17 protein-coding genes and 1 riboswitch are annotated in these 15,859 nt (G+C 69.0%); of the genes, 4 read left to right on the forward strand and 13 right to left on the reverse strand.

What is annotated here, in order from left to right:
• Positions 1 to 47 precede the first annotated feature (47 nt).
• Positions 48 to 905: an ABC transporter permease gene (locus tag Dac01nite_RS09755; protein WP_203656413.1), complete on the reverse strand. Its 858-nt coding sequence runs from the start codon at positions 903 to 905 to the stop codon at positions 48 to 50.
• Complete coding sequence (locus Dac01nite_RS09760) at positions 902 to 1,873, reverse strand: ATP-binding cassette domain-containing protein (protein WP_203656420.1); 972 nt, start codon at positions 1,871 to 1,873, stop codon at positions 902 to 904. The genes Dac01nite_RS09755 and Dac01nite_RS09760 overlap by 4 nt, the downstream gene beginning before the upstream one ends.
• Before the next feature lie 112 nt (positions 1,874 to 1,985).
• Here Dac01nite_RS09760 and Dac01nite_RS09765 point away from each other — a divergent pair, with 112 nt between their 5' ends.
• On the forward strand, positions 1,986 to 2,624 hold the full coding sequence (locus Dac01nite_RS09765; RefSeq protein WP_239066605.1) for a TetR/AcrR family transcriptional regulator: 639 nt from the start codon (positions 1,986 to 1,988) through the stop codon (positions 2,622 to 2,624).
• 54 nt (positions 2,625 to 2,678) lie between these two features.
• Here the strand turns inward: Dac01nite_RS09765 and Dac01nite_RS09770 are convergent, their stop codons facing one another.
• The gene (locus Dac01nite_RS09770) at positions 2,679 to 2,978 is read right to left on the reverse strand and encodes a DUF427 domain-containing protein (protein WP_203656425.1); all 300 of its coding nucleotides are present in this window, start codon (positions 2,976 to 2,978) and stop codon (positions 2,679 to 2,681) included.
• Positions 2,979 to 3,025: 47 nt separating this feature from the next.
• A complete protein-coding gene (locus Dac01nite_RS09775; RefSeq protein WP_203656426.1) occupies positions 3,026 to 3,673 on the reverse strand; it encodes an NADPH-dependent F420 reductase in 648 nt (215 codons plus the stop codon).
• A gap of 82 nt (positions 3,674 to 3,755) precedes the next feature.
• On the opposite strand from Dac01nite_RS09775, the gene Dac01nite_RS09780 reads away from it, so the two are divergent.
• On the forward strand, positions 3,756 to 4,631 hold the full coding sequence (locus tag Dac01nite_RS09780; protein WP_203656427.1) for an HNH endonuclease: 876 nt from the start codon (positions 3,756 to 3,758) through the stop codon (positions 4,629 to 4,631).
• 88 nt (positions 4,632 to 4,719) lie between these two features.
• A complete protein-coding gene (locus tag Dac01nite_RS09785; RefSeq protein WP_203656428.1) occupies positions 4,720 to 5,289 on the forward strand; it encodes a dihydrofolate reductase family protein in 570 nt (189 codons plus the stop codon).
• 32 nt (positions 5,290 to 5,321) lie between these two features.
• Here the strand turns inward: Dac01nite_RS09785 and Dac01nite_RS09790 are convergent, their stop codons facing one another.
• The 4 genes from Dac01nite_RS09790 to Dac01nite_RS09805 form a co-directional block, all read right to left on the reverse strand.
• Positions 5,322 to 6,047: a M50 family metallopeptidase gene (locus tag Dac01nite_RS09790; protein WP_203656429.1), complete on the reverse strand. Its 726-nt coding sequence runs from the start codon at positions 6,045 to 6,047 to the stop codon at positions 5,322 to 5,324.
• The gene (locus tag Dac01nite_RS09795) at positions 6,044 to 6,994 is read right to left on the reverse strand and encodes an alpha/beta fold hydrolase (protein ID WP_203656430.1); all 951 of its coding nucleotides are present in this window, start codon (positions 6,992 to 6,994) and stop codon (positions 6,044 to 6,046) included. The genes Dac01nite_RS09790 and Dac01nite_RS09795 overlap by 4 nt, the downstream gene beginning before the upstream one ends.
• Positions 6,991 to 7,431 (reverse strand): YbhB/YbcL family Raf kinase inhibitor-like protein, encoded by a 441-nt coding sequence (locus tag Dac01nite_RS09800; protein WP_239066606.1) that lies wholly within the window; start codon positions 7,429 to 7,431, stop codon positions 6,991 to 6,993. Before Dac01nite_RS09800 ends, Dac01nite_RS09795 begins: the two co-directional genes overlap by 4 nt.
• Before the next feature lie 100 nt (positions 7,432 to 7,531).
• Entirely contained in the window at positions 7,532 to 9,343 is a 1,812-nt protein-coding gene (locus tag Dac01nite_RS09805) for an AMP-dependent synthetase/ligase (RefSeq protein WP_203656431.1), read from the reverse strand.
• Positions 9,344 to 9,433: 90 nt separating this feature from the next.
• Positions 9,434 to 9,548: riboswitch (SAM riboswitch) on the forward strand.
• 11 nt (positions 9,549 to 9,559) lie between these two features.
• Between Dac01nite_RS09805 and Dac01nite_RS09810 the strand changes: the two genes are divergently transcribed.
• On the forward strand, positions 9,560 to 9,916 hold the full coding sequence (locus Dac01nite_RS09810; RefSeq protein ID WP_203656433.1) for a hypothetical protein: 357 nt from the start codon (positions 9,560 to 9,562) through the stop codon (positions 9,914 to 9,916).
• Positions 9,917 to 9,953: 37 nt separating this feature from the next.
• Here the strand turns inward: Dac01nite_RS09810 and Dac01nite_RS09815 are convergent, their stop codons facing one another.
• The 5 genes from Dac01nite_RS09815 to Dac01nite_RS09835 all read right to left on the reverse strand — a co-directional run bounded on the left by Dac01nite_RS09815 (position 9,954) and on the right by Dac01nite_RS09835 (position 15,699).
• Complete coding sequence (locus Dac01nite_RS09815) at positions 9,954 to 11,078, reverse strand: branched-chain amino acid aminotransferase (protein WP_203656435.1); 1,125 nt, start codon at positions 11,076 to 11,078, stop codon at positions 9,954 to 9,956.
• 102 nt (positions 11,079 to 11,180) lie between these two features.
• Positions 11,181 to 12,224 (reverse strand): 3-isopropylmalate dehydrogenase, encoded by a 1,044-nt coding sequence (locus Dac01nite_RS09820; RefSeq protein WP_203656444.1) that lies wholly within the window; start codon positions 12,222 to 12,224, stop codon positions 11,181 to 11,183.
• Complete coding sequence (gene ilvC / locus Dac01nite_RS09825; protein WP_203656446.1) at positions 12,221 to 13,249, reverse strand: ketol-acid reductoisomerase; 1,029 nt, start codon at positions 13,247 to 13,249, stop codon at positions 12,221 to 12,223. The genes Dac01nite_RS09820 and ilvC overlap by 4 nt, the downstream gene beginning before the upstream one ends.
• 72 nt (positions 13,250 to 13,321) lie before the next feature.
• A complete protein-coding gene (ilvN, locus tag Dac01nite_RS09830; protein ID WP_203656451.1) occupies positions 13,322 to 13,840 on the reverse strand; it encodes an acetolactate synthase small subunit in 519 nt (172 codons plus the stop codon).
• 5 nt (positions 13,841 to 13,845) lie between these two features.
• Positions 13,846 to 15,699 carry an acetolactate synthase large subunit gene (locus tag Dac01nite_RS09835; protein ID WP_203656452.1) on the reverse strand — a complete coding sequence of 618 codons (1,854 nt, stop codon included), beginning with the start codon at positions 15,697 to 15,699 and terminating at the stop codon, positions 13,846 to 13,848.
• Between the last annotated feature and the right edge of the window lie 160 nt (positions 15,700 to 15,859).

Here is a 15,859-nt window from a genome sequence, read left to right on the forward strand (position 1 = left end):
CGCGTGTCGCGCGCGGAGTGGTGCGAACTGTCGCGGACCGCTGGAGATCAGCGCGGGTCCCGGTACTTCCACATCGTCAGGGTGCCGAACACGGCCACCAGCGCGGCGGACCAGCCGATCACCCACACCATCTCCCCGGCTGCGGAGCCACCGTCCATGAACGCGCGAACGGCGTCCACGAGGTGAGCCACCGGGTTGACGGAGATCCAGCCCTGCAGCCAGCCCGGCATGGTGGAGGGGTCCGCGAAGATGTTCGAGCCGAACACCAAGGGCATGAGGATCATCATGGACACGCCCATCACCGCACGCTGGGAGCGCAGCAGCAAGGCCAGGAAGGTCCACAGCCACGTCAGGCCAAAGGCGAAGATCAGCAGCGTCAGCACGCCCATGAGCACGCCCACGATCCCGCCTTCCGGACGCCACCCCACGAACCAGCACACGATGCCGGTCACCGTCGCCGCGATCGTGTAGCGCACGGCGTCGCCCAGGAGCATGCCCACCAGGGCGGAGGGCCGCCAGATGGGCAGCGAGCGGAAGCGATCGAACACTCCCTTGTCGATGTCCTCGCGCAGCGTCGCGCCGGTGTACATGGTGATGAACAGGACGGACTGCACCAGGATGCCTGGCGCGAGGTACGCGATGTAGTCCTGCGTCGAGCCAGCGATCGCACCGCCGAACAGGTAGGTGAAGATCAGCGTCATCATGACCGGGAACAGGGTGACGTCGAACAGCTGCTCGGGCACGTGCTTGATCTTGAGCAGCGCGCGCCAGCCGAAGGTCACGGACGTCGACAGCGCGCTGGGTCGTGCGGGACGCGCGCCGCCGGCCAGGGCGGTGGCGATCGCGTGCGCCTGCGGCTTCGGGGCCTCCTCAGTGGCCTGGGTGTGGGTCTCGGTGGTGCTCATGCGGCCACCTCCTCATCAGTCGCGGTCTTTTCTGCGGGGTGGCCGGTCAGGGCCAGGAACACCTCGTCGAGGCTGGGCTGGCCCAGCGAGAACTGTGCGACGTCGATGCCGGCCGCCTCGAGCGCGCTCAACGCGCGGGTGGCACGGGCCCGGTCCTCGACGGAGGCGCTCAGCGCCTGCGGATCGGCCTCGCGTGCGACGTCGACGTCGAGCTCGCGCATCAGCAGCTCGCGCGCCGTGTCCCGGTCGTTGCGGTGCATCACCCGCACGTGCAGCGAGCCCGCGCCCACCGATGCTTTGAGCTCGGTGGCGCTGCCCTCCGCGATGATCTTGCCGGTGTCGATCACGGAGATGCGGTCCGCGAGCTGGTCCGCCTCGTCCAGGTACTGGGTCGTCAGCATCACGGTGGTGCCGAAGTCCACGAGCGCACGGATGATGTCCCACACCTCGTTGCGGGCGCGAGGGTCCAGCCCGGTGGTGGGCTCGTCGAGGAACAGCAGCTCGGGGCTGACGATGATCGAGGCGGCGATGTCGATCCGGCGGCGCATGCCGCCGCTGTAGTTCTTCACCTGCTTGCCCGCTGCATCGGCCAAGCTGAAGGCCTCGAGCAGCTCCATCGCGCGGCGCGACGCGGCCTGGCCGCGGTAGCCATAGAGCAGCGCGATCAGGCGCAGGTTCTCCGCCCCCGTCAGGTCCTCGTCCACGGACGCGAACTGACCGGTGAGGCCCACCAGGCTGCGCACGGCGTCCGCCTCCTTCACGATGTCGTGACCCAGCACGGTGCCCCGGCCCGCGTCAGGGCGGATGAGCGTGGCGAGCATGCGAATCGCGGTGGTCTTGCCTGCGCCGTTGGGGCCCAGGAAGCCGTGCACGCCGCCTCGCGCGATGGCGAGGTCGATGCCGTCGACGGCGCGCAGGTCGCCGTAGATCTTGGTGAGACCCTCGGTCTCGATGGCCAGATCCGTCATGTGCCCTCCCAGGCTGCGCCGTTGGTGGCGCTGTCGCATCATTCACGCTATGTTCACAGTGTTTACATCGACAAGGATTGACTGTAGACGCGATGGCGAGGAGGCGCAAGAGGTGCCGCAGATCACGAGCTCGTACCACCACGGCGATCTGCACGCCGCGCTGGTAGGCGCGGGCCTGGCGCTCGCCCGCAAGGGCGGTGTCGACGCCGTCGGCGTGCGCGATGTGACGCGCCAGGCGGGGGTCTCCCCCGCTGCGGCATACCGGCACTTCGAGGACCACCGAGCGCTGGTGCTCGCCGTGGCTCTGGCCGCACAGGATCATCTGGCGGAGGCGATCGTGGCGCGTATCGCGACGGAGACGGCCGATGCGCCCGGAGACCGCGACGCGGCTGTGGCCCGGTTGCGCGGGGTGGGGTTGGGGTACATCGACTTCGCACTCGCCGAACCCGGCTGGTTCGAGCTCGCGCTGCTGACCTTCGATCCGGGCGGCGAAGCGCCATCCGTCATGGTCGCGGAGCAGATCCCGGCGCCGTTCCTGCTGCTGCTCCAGGCGCTGGATGCGTGCCTGGACGCCGGGATCCTCACCGCCGCGCAGCGGGAGCACGCCGAGTGGCCATGCTGGTCCGCGGTGCACGGATTCGCGGACATCGCGACGCGCGGCCCGCTCAGGGGTCAGGACCCAGCCGTGCTGGCCGCCTTGGGCGCGGACGTGGTCGAGCGGATCATCGCGGGCGTGCGCGCAGACCGCTGACGCGACCGCGGGGCGCCCTCGGCTCGAGAGCGCCCCACGGAAACGGATGGAATGCTAGTCCTCGATCAGCTCGACTGCGCGGTCGAACGCCACGTACTGCGACACGTCCTTGCCCACGCGCTCCTTGGCGCTGTCAGGCATGTTCGGGTAGGCCCACGCGACGTCCTTCTGCTCGCCGTCGTTGGTCTGGTAGTACTGCGCGGCGCCGCGCCACGAGCAGGTGTACTGGGTGTCGCTCTGCTCGATCTCCTGGGAGTGGACGGCCTCCGGCGGGAAGTACCAGGCGCCGTCGATGTGCACCAGGTCGTCCTTGGGAGCCTCGGCGAGAACCTTGCCGTTGAGTACAGCCTTCATGGTGATGCCTCCTTGTTGGGGTTGGGGGGTGAGGCGAGAGCGGCGCGTCAGACCTGCTGCACGCGCTCGACGTCCGTGGTGAGCTCCTTGAGCTCCTCGAGATTCGCGCGCTTGCCGTAGGCGGGAGTGTCGCGCTCGACCTTCCAGCTCTGGTCCAGGCCGCCGAGGTCGAGCACGTCGTAGCCCAGCGCGTCGATGAAGTGTGCGACGGCATCCTTGGCTGAGTCCGTATTGCCGGCCACGGTGAGGGCCCGCCGGTCCGCAGAGCCCTTGGGCAGGCCGTCTGCCGGGATGTCCTTGGCGTTGATGTTGTTGAAAGCCTTGACCACGTGGCTGTGCGGAAGGTGCTTCTGCAGCAGCTCCGAGGTCGTGGACTCGTTGCTGTCCAACGCCTCGATGCGACCGTCGCGCTGCGGGTAGTAGTTGTTCGCGTCCATCACGATCTTGTCCTCGAACGGCTCCACGGGCAGCGCGCCGATCGCCTTCAGAGGTATCGCGACCAGAACCAGGTCACCCCGGCGAATCGACTCCTCCGTGGTGCCGGCCGTAGCCCGATCGCCGAGCTCGCTCACCAGATCCTGAAGCGTGTCCGGCCCGCGGGAGTTCGAGATCACGACATCGAAGCCGTGCTCCACAGCCGCCTTCGCGACGTTCGAACCGATGTTGCCAGAGCCGATGATGCCGATGGTTGTCATGGTGCGGAGAACGTGTGCGTTTGGGTGGGTATTCCTGGCGGCGGACCTTGCCGGCCCTGGCGGCAGCTGCCAAGCTGCGGACATGGAGTCTCCCGCGAGTGCCGCGCTGCGGAGCCGTGTGCTTGAACTTGTCGAGGCGCAGTTTCCGTCTTCATCACTCGTAGATCGCAGCGATTTGCTCGGCTTCCAGGTAGATGGCCAGCCAATGCCGCTCATCGACTACTCGAGAGGTATTCGCAATCCGCAGGCCCTCGACGCGACGCTCAGCGTGGTGTCCTCGGCCGATGGTCCTTACAGCGACGAACAAGTCGCCCCTGGGGTCTGGCGATATGACTTCCGCGCCGGCGGAGTAGGGGGCGACAACCGGAAATTGATTGACGCGCATCGCCTCGGTGTCACGATCGTTCTTTTTCGCAAGTTGCGACCGAACCTCTATCAAGCGATCTACCCCGCGCGCGTCGCGCATGTTGATCTCGAAAATGCCTACGTTCTGGTGAGCCTTGAGGAGCTCGCGGATTTGGCCGATCACGAGCCTTCCGCAGTCGAGCGCCACTGGGCCGAGTACATCGCCAAGAGGCGCGTTCACCAGCCAGCATTCAGGGGCATGGTGCTCAAGGCCTACGACACGCAATGCACGGTGTGCCGCTTCAAGCACGCCGAGCTCTTGGATGCGGCGCACATCACGGCCGATTCCGAGGCGACAGGAGATGCTGTCGTCACGAACGGCATGGCCATGTGCAAGATCCACCACGCGGCCTACGATCGCGACTTCCTCGGTGTCACGCCTGACTACACGATCAAGATCAACACGGATCTACTGAACGAGGTGGACGGGCCGATGCTTAAGCACGGCTTACAAGAGATGCACAATCTCCAGATCCAGCCACCGGTGAGGTCCTCAGAAAGACCGAGCAAGGAACGGCTTGCGGCGCGCTTCGCAGCATTTAGCGCACGCTAGTTGATTCGGACGTCGGTACTCGGCGTCGCCCACGCAACTTTCGACGGCCCACCGCGCGCGGCTGGACCACCCAACGTAGCCTCGACGCATGGGACGCATCATCGTCGAGCAGCACGTCACCGCAGACGGCTTCGCCGCGGGTCCGAACGGCGAACTCGACTGGGTGGACGGCTCGGTCTCCGAGACCGGGCCGATGGTGGACCAGGCGCTGTCCGAGCTCGAGCACGCCGACGCCATCCTGCTGGGTGCCACCACCTACAGCCTCTTCGTCAGCTACTGGCCACGGCCGGAGGCGGCGAGCGACCCTCTCGCGGAGCCCATCAACCGCTTGCCCAAGCACGTGGTCTCCTCCACGCTTGCGGCCGCACCCTGGGGTGAGTTCGCGCCAGCCACGCTCGAGACCGGGAACGTGCTCGACACGTGCGACCGGCTCACCAGCCTGTATGACCGAGACATCATCGTGTGGGGCAGCCTCGAGCTCGCTGGCGCGCTCATGGATGCCGGCTGCGTGTCGCAGGTGCGCCTGCGGATCGCTCCCGTCGCGATCGGCTCCGGCATCCCGCTGTGGACCGCGCCGTACCGCTCCCGCGCGCTGACCGTCAGCTCCGTCACTCCCCTGTCCACCGGCCAGGTCACCGTCATCTACGACGTCGACTGACGGCCGCGATCCCGCGCGACGGTCGCGACGGCTCAGCCTCCGAGGACGTCACCCAGCATCAGCCACGCACCGCCTGCCGCGCACGCGACCGTCACCAGCCAGAACACCGCCACCCACACCAGGCCGGGCACGCGGGTGGTGCGCGCCAACGCATCGGCGTCCGATCCCTTGCCAGCGGCGCCCCGCCGCGACCCGTGCAGCTCGATCACCGCGCGCACGGCACCCAGCAGCAACAGCCACGCGACGCCATAGGCCACGCCCACCCGCCAGGGATCCGGCCCGGCCCAGGCGAGCCACCCCAGGCCGCCGATCGCGACCACCATCACGAGGAAGCCGTAGACGTTGCGGATGAACACCAGCACCACCACGAGCACCAGCAGCGTGGCCCACAGCAGCCCAAAGGCGTAGCCGGCGCCCAGCAGCGCAGCCGCTCCCAGGCCCAGGACGGCGGGCGCCGGGTAGCCAGCGAAGGCGGTGAGCGCCAACGGCAGGCGTTTGGTGTCCCCCGAATGCGTGGTGAGGCCGGACGTGTCTGAATGCAACCGGATGCCACGCACCTGCCGCCCCAGCAGCGCCGCGACACCAGCGTGCCCGGCCTCGTGAGCGATGGTCACGACGTGCCTCACCACGTGCCACGCCTGCGGCACCAGCAGGCAGACCACCACCACGGCCAAGGGCACCAGCGCCGCAAGAGTGGACGCGACCACCTGCGTGGTCGCGTCCTCCCAGATGTCCTGCAGCGCGTCCACGGGGCTCATGCGGCACGAGCGCTCGAGCGCGCCCACCATTGCGTGAGCAGCGCAGCGTGCTCGGCGGCGCCGTCGATCCACGGCTGATGGCCAGTCCGGACGATGCGCACCGTCGGTTGGGGTGCGTGGCGCGCCCAGGCGCGCACACGGTCGGGGGACGCGAAGGGGTCACGGTCACCGGCGACCCACAGCGACGGCATGCTGAGGGCGCGCACGTGCGCCGGCCCGGGGGCCCACTCCGCGCGCGGGCCGCGCCAGGACGCGACGCGGCCCAGCAGGGCGAGATCGTGGCGCATGGTCTGAGTATGCCGGGCGACAGCGAGACGCCAGTCCAGGTCTGCCTGCGACAGGCGGCCGTCGTCGAAGGCCTCGCCGTGCCCCATCTGCCGCATGGACCGCCGCAGGTCCCTTTCGACCACGCGGTGTCGCACGGTCGCCTTGGCCACCGGGCCGAACGTCGCGGCCCGCATGCTCACCGGCAACCGCATGCCCCGCAGCGCCGGCACACCATCCAGGGTGATCGAACGCACCAGCTCGGGCCGGCGCGCCGCGAAGGACACGGCCGCCATGCCGCCTGCAGAGCTGCCCAACAGGTCCACAGGCTCACCCGCGACCTGCTCGACCACGGCCTCGAGCCACGCCTCGTTGGCCTCGGTGAGCCGCTCCGGAGTCAACCCCGACAGCTCGAGTGGGTCGCTCAACCCGCAGCCGGGCCGGTCCACCACGATCGCCCGCACCCCCGTGAGCGCGGCCACGAGCGGCGCGAACACTCCGCCAGCCGTGGGCATCCCATGCACCAGCACCACCGGGCGTCCCTCGCCGAACTCAACAGCACGCACTCGGGTGCCCGTGCCGCGTGCCGTCACGAAGCGCTCGACGGGATCGATCCCGTGATGCGCCCACAGCGCTGACTCCGCCGCGCGGTAGGCCGCCTCATCCACCCTCGTCGCGCTCACGCCGAGTAGGTGCCAACCAGGCGAGCCTGTTCCACCACGGCGTCGCCGTACGCGTCGATGAAGGCGCGGCGCGTGGGCTCACCCTCGACCCGCCGCGACAGCGCGTAGATCCAGAAGTAGTAGCGGTGATCGCCGTGGCCCGCTGGTGGGTACGGGCCCACATAGCCTCGCCGTCCCGCATCGTTGGGACCGGGTCGAGCACCGGCGACGTCGATCGCGCCGGACGACGGCGCCAGCCCGTAGAGCGTCCAGTGCGTGAAGCCGTCCGGCATGGGCGCGTCCGGATCGTGGCAGACGAGCGCGAGCTCCACCGCGGCCGCAGGGACGCCGGAGACCTCGATGCGAGGCGTCTGCGCAAAGTGCTCGCCCGCGAAGCGGTCGTCGATGCGCTGACCGTCCGAGATGTCTGGACTGGTGATGGTCAATCCTGCTGGCATCCGAGCCTCCGTGCGTCGATGAGAGCGTCCGCCTCTATCCTGCGACGCGCTCGCCGGATACGCGAACTCGACCCAACCATCGGCCGCACGGGGCGTGCCGTCAGGCGTCTCCGGAGGCCTGGGGCTTGACCTTCGCATAGATGGACTCGACCACGTCCGCGAAGTGCTCGAGCACCACCGCGCGGCGCACCTTGAGCGAGGCGGTGAGCTCCTCGCGCGCCTCGGAGAACTCGCGGGGGACGATGCGGTACTCCTTGATCGCCTCGGCCTTGGAGACCTGCTCGTTCGCCGCGGCGATGGCACGGCCGATGAGCTCGCGCACCTTCTCATTCACCGACGCCTCCGCGACGTCCATCGCCGGCAGATCATGCGCCTCGAGCCACGCGGGCAGCAGCACGGGATCCAGCGCGATCACAGCGGACACGAAGTGTCGCCCGTCTCCGATCACCACCGAGTCCTGGATGGCGGGATGCGACCGCATGGAATCCTCGAGCACCGCAGGCTGGACGTTCTTGCCCGAGGACAGCACCAGGATCTCCTTCTTGCGACCCGTGATCACCAGCGCGCCGTCGCGCACCTCGCCCAGGTCGCCGGTGGCGAACCAGTCGCCGCGCATCACCTCGGCGGTGGCCTCCGGCGCGTTCCAGTAGCCGCGGAACAGGTTGACGCCCTTGACGAGGATCTCGCCATCGTCCGCGAGCGTAACCGAGCACCCGGCGATGGGGCGGCCCACGGTGCCGATGCGGTTGTCCTCCACGGGGGTGCCGGTGGCCGCCGCGGTGGTCTCGGTGAGTCCGTAGCCCTGCATGGTGGTGACGCCCATGCCGCGGAAGAAGTGACCCACCTCGGGGGTGAGCTTGGCGCCGCCAGCGAGGACGTAGCCCAGCTGGCCGCCCAGCAGCTCGCGGATCTTGCCGAGCACCAGTCGATCCGCGACCGCGTAGCGCGCCTTGAGCGCGGCACCGGGGCCGCCCGACTCCTGGGCACGCGAGTACTGCCGCGCCACGGTGGCGGACCAGCGGAACAGCGTCTTCTTGATGCCACGCATCGACGTGTCCGCACGGTTGTAGATGGTCTCCAGCACGCGCGGTACCAGCGGCATCCACGTGGGCCGGAAGCTCTTGAGGTCCGCGGCGAGCGTCTTGTGCGACGGGGTGTAGCCGATGACGGAGCCGGCGCTCAGCGCGAGGATCATCGCGAAGCGCGCGAACACGTGGGCGAGCGGCAGGAACAGCAGCACTCGCGTCTGACCCTGCACGAACGCTCCGAAGCTGGGGTCGAGCTCTACGTTGGCGGCGTGCTCCACCAGGTTGCGGTGGGTGAGCATCGCTCCCTTGGGGCGGCCGGTGGTGCCGGACGTGTAGATGATGGTCGCGAGGTCATCGGAGACCACATCCGCTGTACGGGCGTCGAGGTCTGCGTCGGACAGGCGCGCGCCCTGGGTCGCGAGCACCTCGATGCCGGAGGCGTCCAGGGGGAACAGACGAGTGGAGGGCGCGACTCGGGCGATCGCGTCCTGGTGCTCGGCGGTCTGTGCGGCGATCACGGTGATGCCGGCGTCCTCGATGATCCACGCGAACTGCGACGCAGAGGAGGACGGGTAGATGGGCACCGTCACCCCGCCAGCGGCGAAGATCGCGAAGTCCACGATGGACCACTCGATGCTGGTCTCCCCCGCCACGCCCACGCGGTCGCCAGGATTCACCCCGGCGGCCATCAAACCCTTGGCGACCGCACGCACCTGGGAACGGAACTCGCCCAGCGACACGGGCGTCCAGGTGTCGTGGTCGCCCTTCACCTCCGCGAACGTTCGCTCGGGGTGCGACGCGGCTCGCGCGTCCAGCATGGCGGTCAGGTGGAGGGCGTCGTCGGCGGTGGCGAGGCCCGGGGCGGAGAGTTCGATCTGAGGCATGCTCCAGGATAACCTACGCATCCGTAGGTTACGGTGCCGAAGGACCCGGGTTGCGGCGCGTGTCAGCGGCATGGGCTAACCTTCCTGGTGGATCAAGAAGTGCGGCCACAAGCCCTCCAGCCGGCCCACTGGCAACCGCGTCCCGACACGGTGCCCCTGGAGGAAGATCCGCCCTGCGTGACATCCACGCAGGGAAGAACGGATACAGGAGCAGTCATGTTCATCACCCACCCCATCCCCGGCATCCCCGCGATGCCCAGCACGAGCTCGCGTGGGCACTGCGCCTTGCAGCACCCCGGCCACCTGCCCAACTTCACCGGCGTCAAGATGGCCTTGGGCTCGGCCGCACGGCCAGGCCGCGTCATCTCAGCCGGCGACGACGGCCTGGTGGTCGCGCTCGACTCCGGCGGCGAGCTCGAGCTCGTGACACACAAGCCCAGCCTCGACCTCGTCGCCCGGTTTCTCGGACTCGGGCGCGCCCGCATCGTGCTCTTCGACCACGACATCGCCCGCCTGGGCGACCTGTGGATCTCCCCCGTGCCACGAGAAAGGTTCGTGCCATGCGCGGGGTGAGGCACGCATCGGCCGGGCAGACCCACCAGAGCGTGACTCAGGCGATGCGACGCATCCAGCCGTAGGTGTCCTCGTCGCGACCGTACTGGATGTCGGTGAGGCGCTGGCGGATGCCCATGGTGACCGTGCCGGCGACGCCGTCGTTGATGGTCACGTCGAAGTCGGGCGACGCGAGGCGCCCCACGGGCGTGACCACGGCGGCGGTGCCGCACGCGAACACCTCGGCGATGTCGCCGGACTCCACTCCGGTGCGCACCTCGTCCAGCGTGATGTCCTTCTCGATCACCTTGCGGCCGTCGTCCTCGAGCTGCTGGATCACGCTCGAGCGCGTGATGCCCTCGAGGATCGTGCCGGTCAGGCGCGGGGTCTCGATGGTGCCGTCACGGCGCACCACGAACACGTTCATGCCGCCCAGCTCCTCGAGGAAGCGACCCTCCTTGGCGTCGAGGAACAGCACCTGCTGGCAGCCGGCCTCGATGGCCTGCTGCTGCGGCAGCAGCGAGGCGGCGTAGTTGCCCCCGCACTTCGCGTCTCCCGTGCCTCCCGGCCCAGCGCGATGGAAGCCCTGCGCCACCCAGATCGACACCGGCTTGATGCCGCCCGGGAAGTACGGGCCCACCGGGGAGGCGATCAGCAGGTAGTCGATCACGTGCGCCGGCCGCACGCCCAGGAACGCCTCGGACGCGAACATGTAGGGACGCAGATACAGGCTGGACTCCTCGGTCCCCGGCACCCACGGCTCGTCGACGGCCACCAGCGCCTCGATCGAGCCGATGAAGTCCTCCACCGGCAGCTGCGGCAGCGCGAGCCGGTGAGCGGACTTGTTGAAGCGCTGCGCGTTGGCCTCGGGCCGGAACAGATGCACGGAGCCGTCCGCCCACCGGTAGGCCTTGAGGCCCTCGAAGATCTCCTGCGCGTAGTGCAGCACGGCAGCCGCGGGGTCCAGCTGCAGCGGGCCGTACGGCACCACGCGGCGGTCGCCCCAGCCCTCGCCGTTCACCCACTGCATGCGGGCCATGTGATCGGTGAACTGGGTGCCGAAGCGCAGGTCCGCGAGCGCCGCGTTGCGCTCCGCGACGGGCAGCGGTGCCTCGTGGCGGCGGACCTCGAACGCGGCGGCGTTCGAGGCGGTGGCGGCGGCCGATGCGGTGGTGTCGGTCACGTCAGTTCCTTCTGTTCGTGCTGGGGTAGCGCCCTGGCAGCCACTGAGTGCTGGAATCCACCCGGATCCTGCACCCCGTGACTGCCAGCGCGCATGGTGTGCCTAGCCTCGGATCCGAGCGGCCAGGGCGTCGCCCACCTCGGAGGTGGAGCGCTGGGCGTCCCCCTTGGCTGCCGCATCGGCCGCCACCGCGCTCTCCACGCGCGCTGCCAGCTCCGGGTAGCCCAGGAAGTCCAGCAGCAGGCCCACGGACAGCACCGTCGCGGACGGGTCCGCCTTCTGCTGGCCCGCGATGTCCGGCGCGGAGCCGTGCACGGGCTCGAACATGGACGGCGCGGTCCGGTCAGGGTTGACGTTGCCCGATGCCGCCAAGCCGATGCCGCCAGAGATGGCGGCGGCCTGATCCGTGAGGATGTCACCGAACAAGTTGTCGGTGACGATCACGTCGAACCGCTGCGGGTTGGTGGTCATCACGATGGTGGCGGCGTCGATGTGCAGGTAGTCCCACGTCACGTCCGGGAACTCCGGCGCGACGGCCTCGACCGTGCGGCGCCACAGGTGCCCGGCGTGCACCAGCACGTTGTGCTTGTGCACCAGCGTCAGCTGCTTGCGATCGCGCTTCGAGGCCACCTCGAACGCGTAGCGCACCACGCGCTCCACGCCGTGACGGGTGTTGACGGACACCTCGGTCGCGATCTCGTGGGGAGTGTCGACGCGCAGCGCGCCGCCGTTGCCCACGTACGGGCCCTCGGTGCCCTCACGCACCACCACGAAGTCGACCTCGTCGACGTCGCGCAGCGGCGAGACCTCCCCCGGGTACAGACGGGACGGGCGCAGGTTCACGTACTGGTCGAGCGCGAAGCGCAGCGGCAGCAGCACGCCACGCTCGAGCACGCCGGAGGGCACGCTCGGGTCGCCGATGGCACCCAGCAGGATGACGTCGTGGCCCTTGATGGCGGCCAGGTCCTCGTCCGTCAGGGTGTCACCGGTGGCGTGCCAGCGCTGCGCGCCCAGGTCGAACTCGGTGGTCTCGAACGCGATGTCGGTGCCCTCGGTCGCCGCAGCCAGGCACTTGAGCCCCTCCGCGATCACCTCCGGGCCGATGCCGTCGCCCGCGACCACCGCGAGCTTGTACGTCTGGGTCATCGTGCCGTCTGACCATCCACGTAGTCGGAGTCCACGTCCGCCTTCCAGGCGAACAGCTTGCGCAGCTCGCGGCCGGTCTCCTCGATGGGGTGACCCTCGCCCTTGGCGCGCAGCTCGGAGAACTCCTTGCCACCGTTGTCCTGGTCGCCGATGAAGCGCTCCGCGAACGCACCGGACTGGATGTCAGCGAGCACGGCCTTCATGTTCTCCTTCACCTCGGGGGTGATGACGCGGGGGCCGGACACGTAGTCGCCGTACTCGGCGGTGTCGGACACGGACCAGCGCTGCTTGGTGATGCCACCCTCGTGCATGAGGTCCACGATGAGCTTGAGCTCGTGCAGCACCTCGAAGTAGGCGATCTCTGGCTGGTAGCCAGCCTCGGTCAGGACCTCGAAGCCGTACTGCACCAACTGGCTGGTGCCACCGCACAGCACGGACTGCTCGCCGAAGAGGTCCGTCTCGGTCTCCTCGGTGAAGGTGGTCTTGATGACGCCGGCGCGGGTGCCGCCGATGGCCTTCGCGTAGGCGACGGCCACGTCCCAGGCCTGACCGCTCGCGTCGTTCTCCACGGCGATGATGTCCGGGATGCCGCGGCCCGCGACGTACTCGCGGCGCACCGTGTGGCCAGGGGCCTTGGGGGCGATGAGCATGACGTCCACGTCCGTGGGTGGCTCGATGAAGCCGAACCGGATGTTGAAGCCGTGCGCGAAGGCGAGGGTCTTGCCGGCGGTGAGGTGGGGCTTGATCTCGTCCGCATAGATGGTGCGCTGGTGCTGGTCCGGCGCGAGGATCATGATGAGGTCCGCCCACTCCGCGGCGTCCGCGACGCTGGAGACGGTGAAGCCGTCGTCCTGAGCCTTCGCGGTCGAGCGCGAGCCGTCGCGCAGTCCGATGCGCACCTCGACGCCCGAGTCACGCAGGTTCTGCGCGTGCGCGTGGCCCTGCGAGCCGTATCCGACGATCGCGACCTTCTTGCTCTGAATGAGCTCGATCTTCGCGTCTGCGTCGTAGAACATCTCTGCCATGGTTCGTTGTCTCCTTGAGTGAAGCGGGGTGGGGTACGGAAGCCGGCCAGTGCATCGGCCGGTGGAAATCTGTCAGGCGCTGACGCGCTCGAAGGCGCGCTCGGTGATGGAGCGGGCGCCGCGGCCGATGGCGACGGTGCCGGACTGCACGATCTCGCGGATGTCGTGCGGCTCGAGCGCGGACAGCAGCGCCTGCAGCTTCTCCGGGGCTCCCACCGCCTCGATCACGAGCGAGTCGGTGGCGACGTCGACCACGTGAGCGCGGAACAGGTCCACGATCTGCAGGATGTCCGCACGCTGGCGGGCGTCCGCGCGCACCTTCACGAGGATGAGGTCGCGCTGGACGGAGCGGTCACGCTCGAGCTCCACGATCTTGAGCACGTGCACCAGCTTGTTGAGCTGCTTGGTGACCTGCTCCAGCGGGAGCTCGTCCACGTCGACCACCACGGTGATCCGCGAGATCTCCGGGTGCTCCGTCTGGCCCACGGCCAGCGAGTGGATGTTGAAGGCGCGGCGGCTGAACAGGCCGGACACGCGCGCGAGCACGCCGGGCTTGTTCTCGACGAGCACCGAGAGGGTGTGGGTGGTCATGAGCCTTACTCCTCCTCGCCGCGGTCCCACTCGGGGGCGATGCCGCGTGCGTACTGGATCTCGTCGTTGCTGGTGCCGGCGGCCACCATGGGCCACACCATCGCGTCGCGCGACACCGTGAAATCCACGACCACAGGCTGGTCGTCGATCTCCATCGCACGCTTGATGGTGGCGTCCACGTCCGCATCCGTCTCGCAGCGCAGTCCCACGCAGCCCATGGCCTCGGAGAGCTTCACGAAGTCAGGGATGCGCCGGGTGCCGTGGCCGGTGTGCAGGTCCGTGTTCGAGTAGCGGGACTCGTAGAACAGGGTCTGCCACTGACGCACCATGCCCAGCGACGAGTTGTTGATGATCGCCACCTTGATGGGGATCTCGTTGATGGCGCAGGTGACCAGCTCCTGGTTGGTCATCTGGAAGCAGCCATCGCCGTCGATGGACCACACCGTGCGGTCCGGCTCGCCCACCTTGGCGCCCATCGCGGCCGGCACGGAGAAGCCCATGGTGCCCAGGCCGCCGGAGTTGATCCACGTGTTGGGCCGCTCGTACTTGATGAACTGGCTGGCCCACATCTGGTGCTGGCCCACGCCCGACGTGAAGATCGTGTCCGGTCCGGAGATCTCCCCCAGACGCTGGATGACGTACTGCGGACTCGAGTGGCCATCGTCCGTGGGCGTGTAGCCCAGTCCGTAGGTGTCGCGCCAGTCGTCGATCTGCGCCCACCAGGCCTCGAGGTCGGGCTTGCCGTGGCGGGTGTGCTCGGCGTCCAACGCGGGCACCAGGGCGTCGAACACGTCCTTGAGGTCGCCCACGATGGGAACGTCAACGGCGCGGTTCTTGCCGATCTCCGCGGGGTCGATGTCCGCGTGCACGATGGTCGCGTGCGGGGCGAAGCTGTCGAGCTTGCCGGTGACACGGTCGTCGAAGCGCGCACCGAGCGCGACCACCAGGTCCGCCTTCTGCAGGGCGGCGACCGCGGCCACGGTGCCGTGCATGCCGGGCATGCCCAGGTGCTGCGGGTGCGAGTCGGGCAGTGCGCCGCGTGCCATCAGCGTGGTCACCACGGCGGCGCCGGACAGGTCCGTGAGCCTGCGCAGACCGGCCGATGCGCCGGACCGGATCACGCCGCCGCCCACGTACAGCACGGGCCGGCGAGCGGTGGCCAGCAGTCGCGCGGCCTCCTGCACGGTCTTGGCGTGGGGACGGGCGCCTGCGTTGAAGCCGGGCAGCTCGATGCGGTCCGGCCAGTTGAACGTGGTCTGCGCCTGCATCGCGGACTTCGCGACGTCCACGAGCACGGGTCCCGGCCGGCCGTGGGTGGCGATGTAGAACGCCTCGGCCACGGCGCGCGGGATGTCGTCCGGGTTGGTCACCAGCACGTTGTGCTTGGTGATGGGCTGGGTGATGCCCACGATGTCCGCCTCCTGAAAGGCGTCCGTGCCGATGCTCGCGGCAGCGACCTGGCCGGTGATGGCCACCAGCGGGATCGAGTCCATGTTGGCGTCCGCGATGGGAGTCACCAGGTTGGTGGCGCCAGGCCCGGACGTCGCGATGCACACACCCGGCTTGCCGGTGGCGTGCGCGTAGCCCTGGGCGGCGTGGCCGGCGCCCTGCTCGTGCCGCACCAGGATGTGGCGCAGCTGCGTCGAGTCCATGAGGGGGTCGTAGGCGGGCAGGATCGCGCCGCCGGGAAGCCCGAAGACGTCCGTCGCGCCCGCAGCTTCCAGCGACCGGATCAGCGACTGCGCCCCCGACATCCGCTCGCCGGCATGCGCCGTGGCGGTGGCGGTCGCAGGCGCGCGGGTGCTCGCCGGCGCGGGGCTCATCAGAGCCGAAGGCTTGGGGGCCTTGACCTGTGCCATCTTCTCTCCCGTTGAGTTGAGGTGATGAGGCGGCTCTCGCATCCGCCTCGCATGGAAAAACCCCTCGGCCTTGGTGGCTGTCGGGGTATGCGCGCGGACGATGCCTGGGCTTGAACTAGATGTCCGCGCGCCCGGTAACTACGAGAATCGTCTGCATGAG

It is taken from the genome of Demequina activiva, assembly GCF_016862815.1.
Lineage (GTDB): Bacteria > Actinomycetota > Actinomycetes > Actinomycetales > Demequinaceae > Demequina > Demequina activiva.

What these genes read in the sequence shown, in the direction of transcription:
- Dac01nite_RS09790 (WP_203656429.1), bottom strand. Translation starts at nt 6,047, where the DNA reads ATGAGCCCCGTGGACGCGCTGCAGGACATCTGGGAGGACGCGACCACG.
- Dac01nite_RS09820 (WP_203656444.1), bottom strand. Translation starts at nt 12,224, where the DNA reads ATGACCCAGACGTACAAGCTCGCGGTGGTCGCGGGCGACGGCATCGGC.
- Dac01nite_RS09835 (WP_203656452.1), bottom strand. Translation starts at nt 15,699, where the DNA reads ATGGCACAGGTCAAGGCCCCCAAGCCTTCGGCTCTGATGAGCCCCGCG.
- Dac01nite_RS09800 (WP_239066606.1), bottom strand. Translation starts at nt 7,431, where the DNA reads ATGCCAGCAGGATTGACCATCACCAGTCCAGACATCTCGGACGGTCAG.
- Dac01nite_RS09805 (WP_203656431.1), bottom strand. Translation starts at nt 9,343, where the DNA reads ATGCCTCAGATCGAACTCTCCGCCCCGGGCCTCGCCACCGCCGACGAC.
- Dac01nite_RS09760 (WP_203656420.1), bottom strand. Translation starts at nt 1,873, where the DNA reads ATGACGGATCTGGCCATCGAGACCGAGGGTCTCACCAAGATCTACGGC.
- Dac01nite_RS09780 (WP_203656427.1), top strand. Translation starts at nt 3,756, where the DNA reads ATGGAGTCTCCCGCGAGTGCCGCGCTGCGGAGCCGTGTGCTTGAACTT.
- ilvN (WP_203656451.1), bottom strand. Translation starts at nt 13,840, where the DNA reads ATGACCACCCACACCCTCTCGGTGCTCGTCGAGAACAAGCCCGGCGTG.
- Dac01nite_RS09770 (WP_203656425.1), bottom strand. Translation starts at nt 2,978, where the DNA reads ATGAAGGCTGTACTCAACGGCAAGGTTCTCGCCGAGGCTCCCAAGGAC.
- ilvC (WP_203656446.1), bottom strand. Translation starts at nt 13,249, where the DNA reads ATGGCAGAGATGTTCTACGACGCAGACGCGAAGATCGAGCTCATTCAG.
- Dac01nite_RS09785 (WP_203656428.1), top strand. Translation starts at nt 4,720, where the DNA reads ATGGGACGCATCATCGTCGAGCAGCACGTCACCGCAGACGGCTTCGCC.
- Dac01nite_RS09810 (WP_203656433.1), top strand. Translation starts at nt 9,560, where the DNA reads ATGTTCATCACCCACCCCATCCCCGGCATCCCCGCGATGCCCAGCACG.
- Dac01nite_RS09755 (WP_203656413.1), bottom strand. Translation starts at nt 905, where the DNA reads ATGAGCACCACCGAGACCCACACCCAGGCCACTGAGGAGGCCCCGAAG.
- Dac01nite_RS09775 (WP_203656426.1), bottom strand. Translation starts at nt 3,673, where the DNA reads ATGACAACCATCGGCATCATCGGCTCTGGCAACATCGGTTCGAACGTC.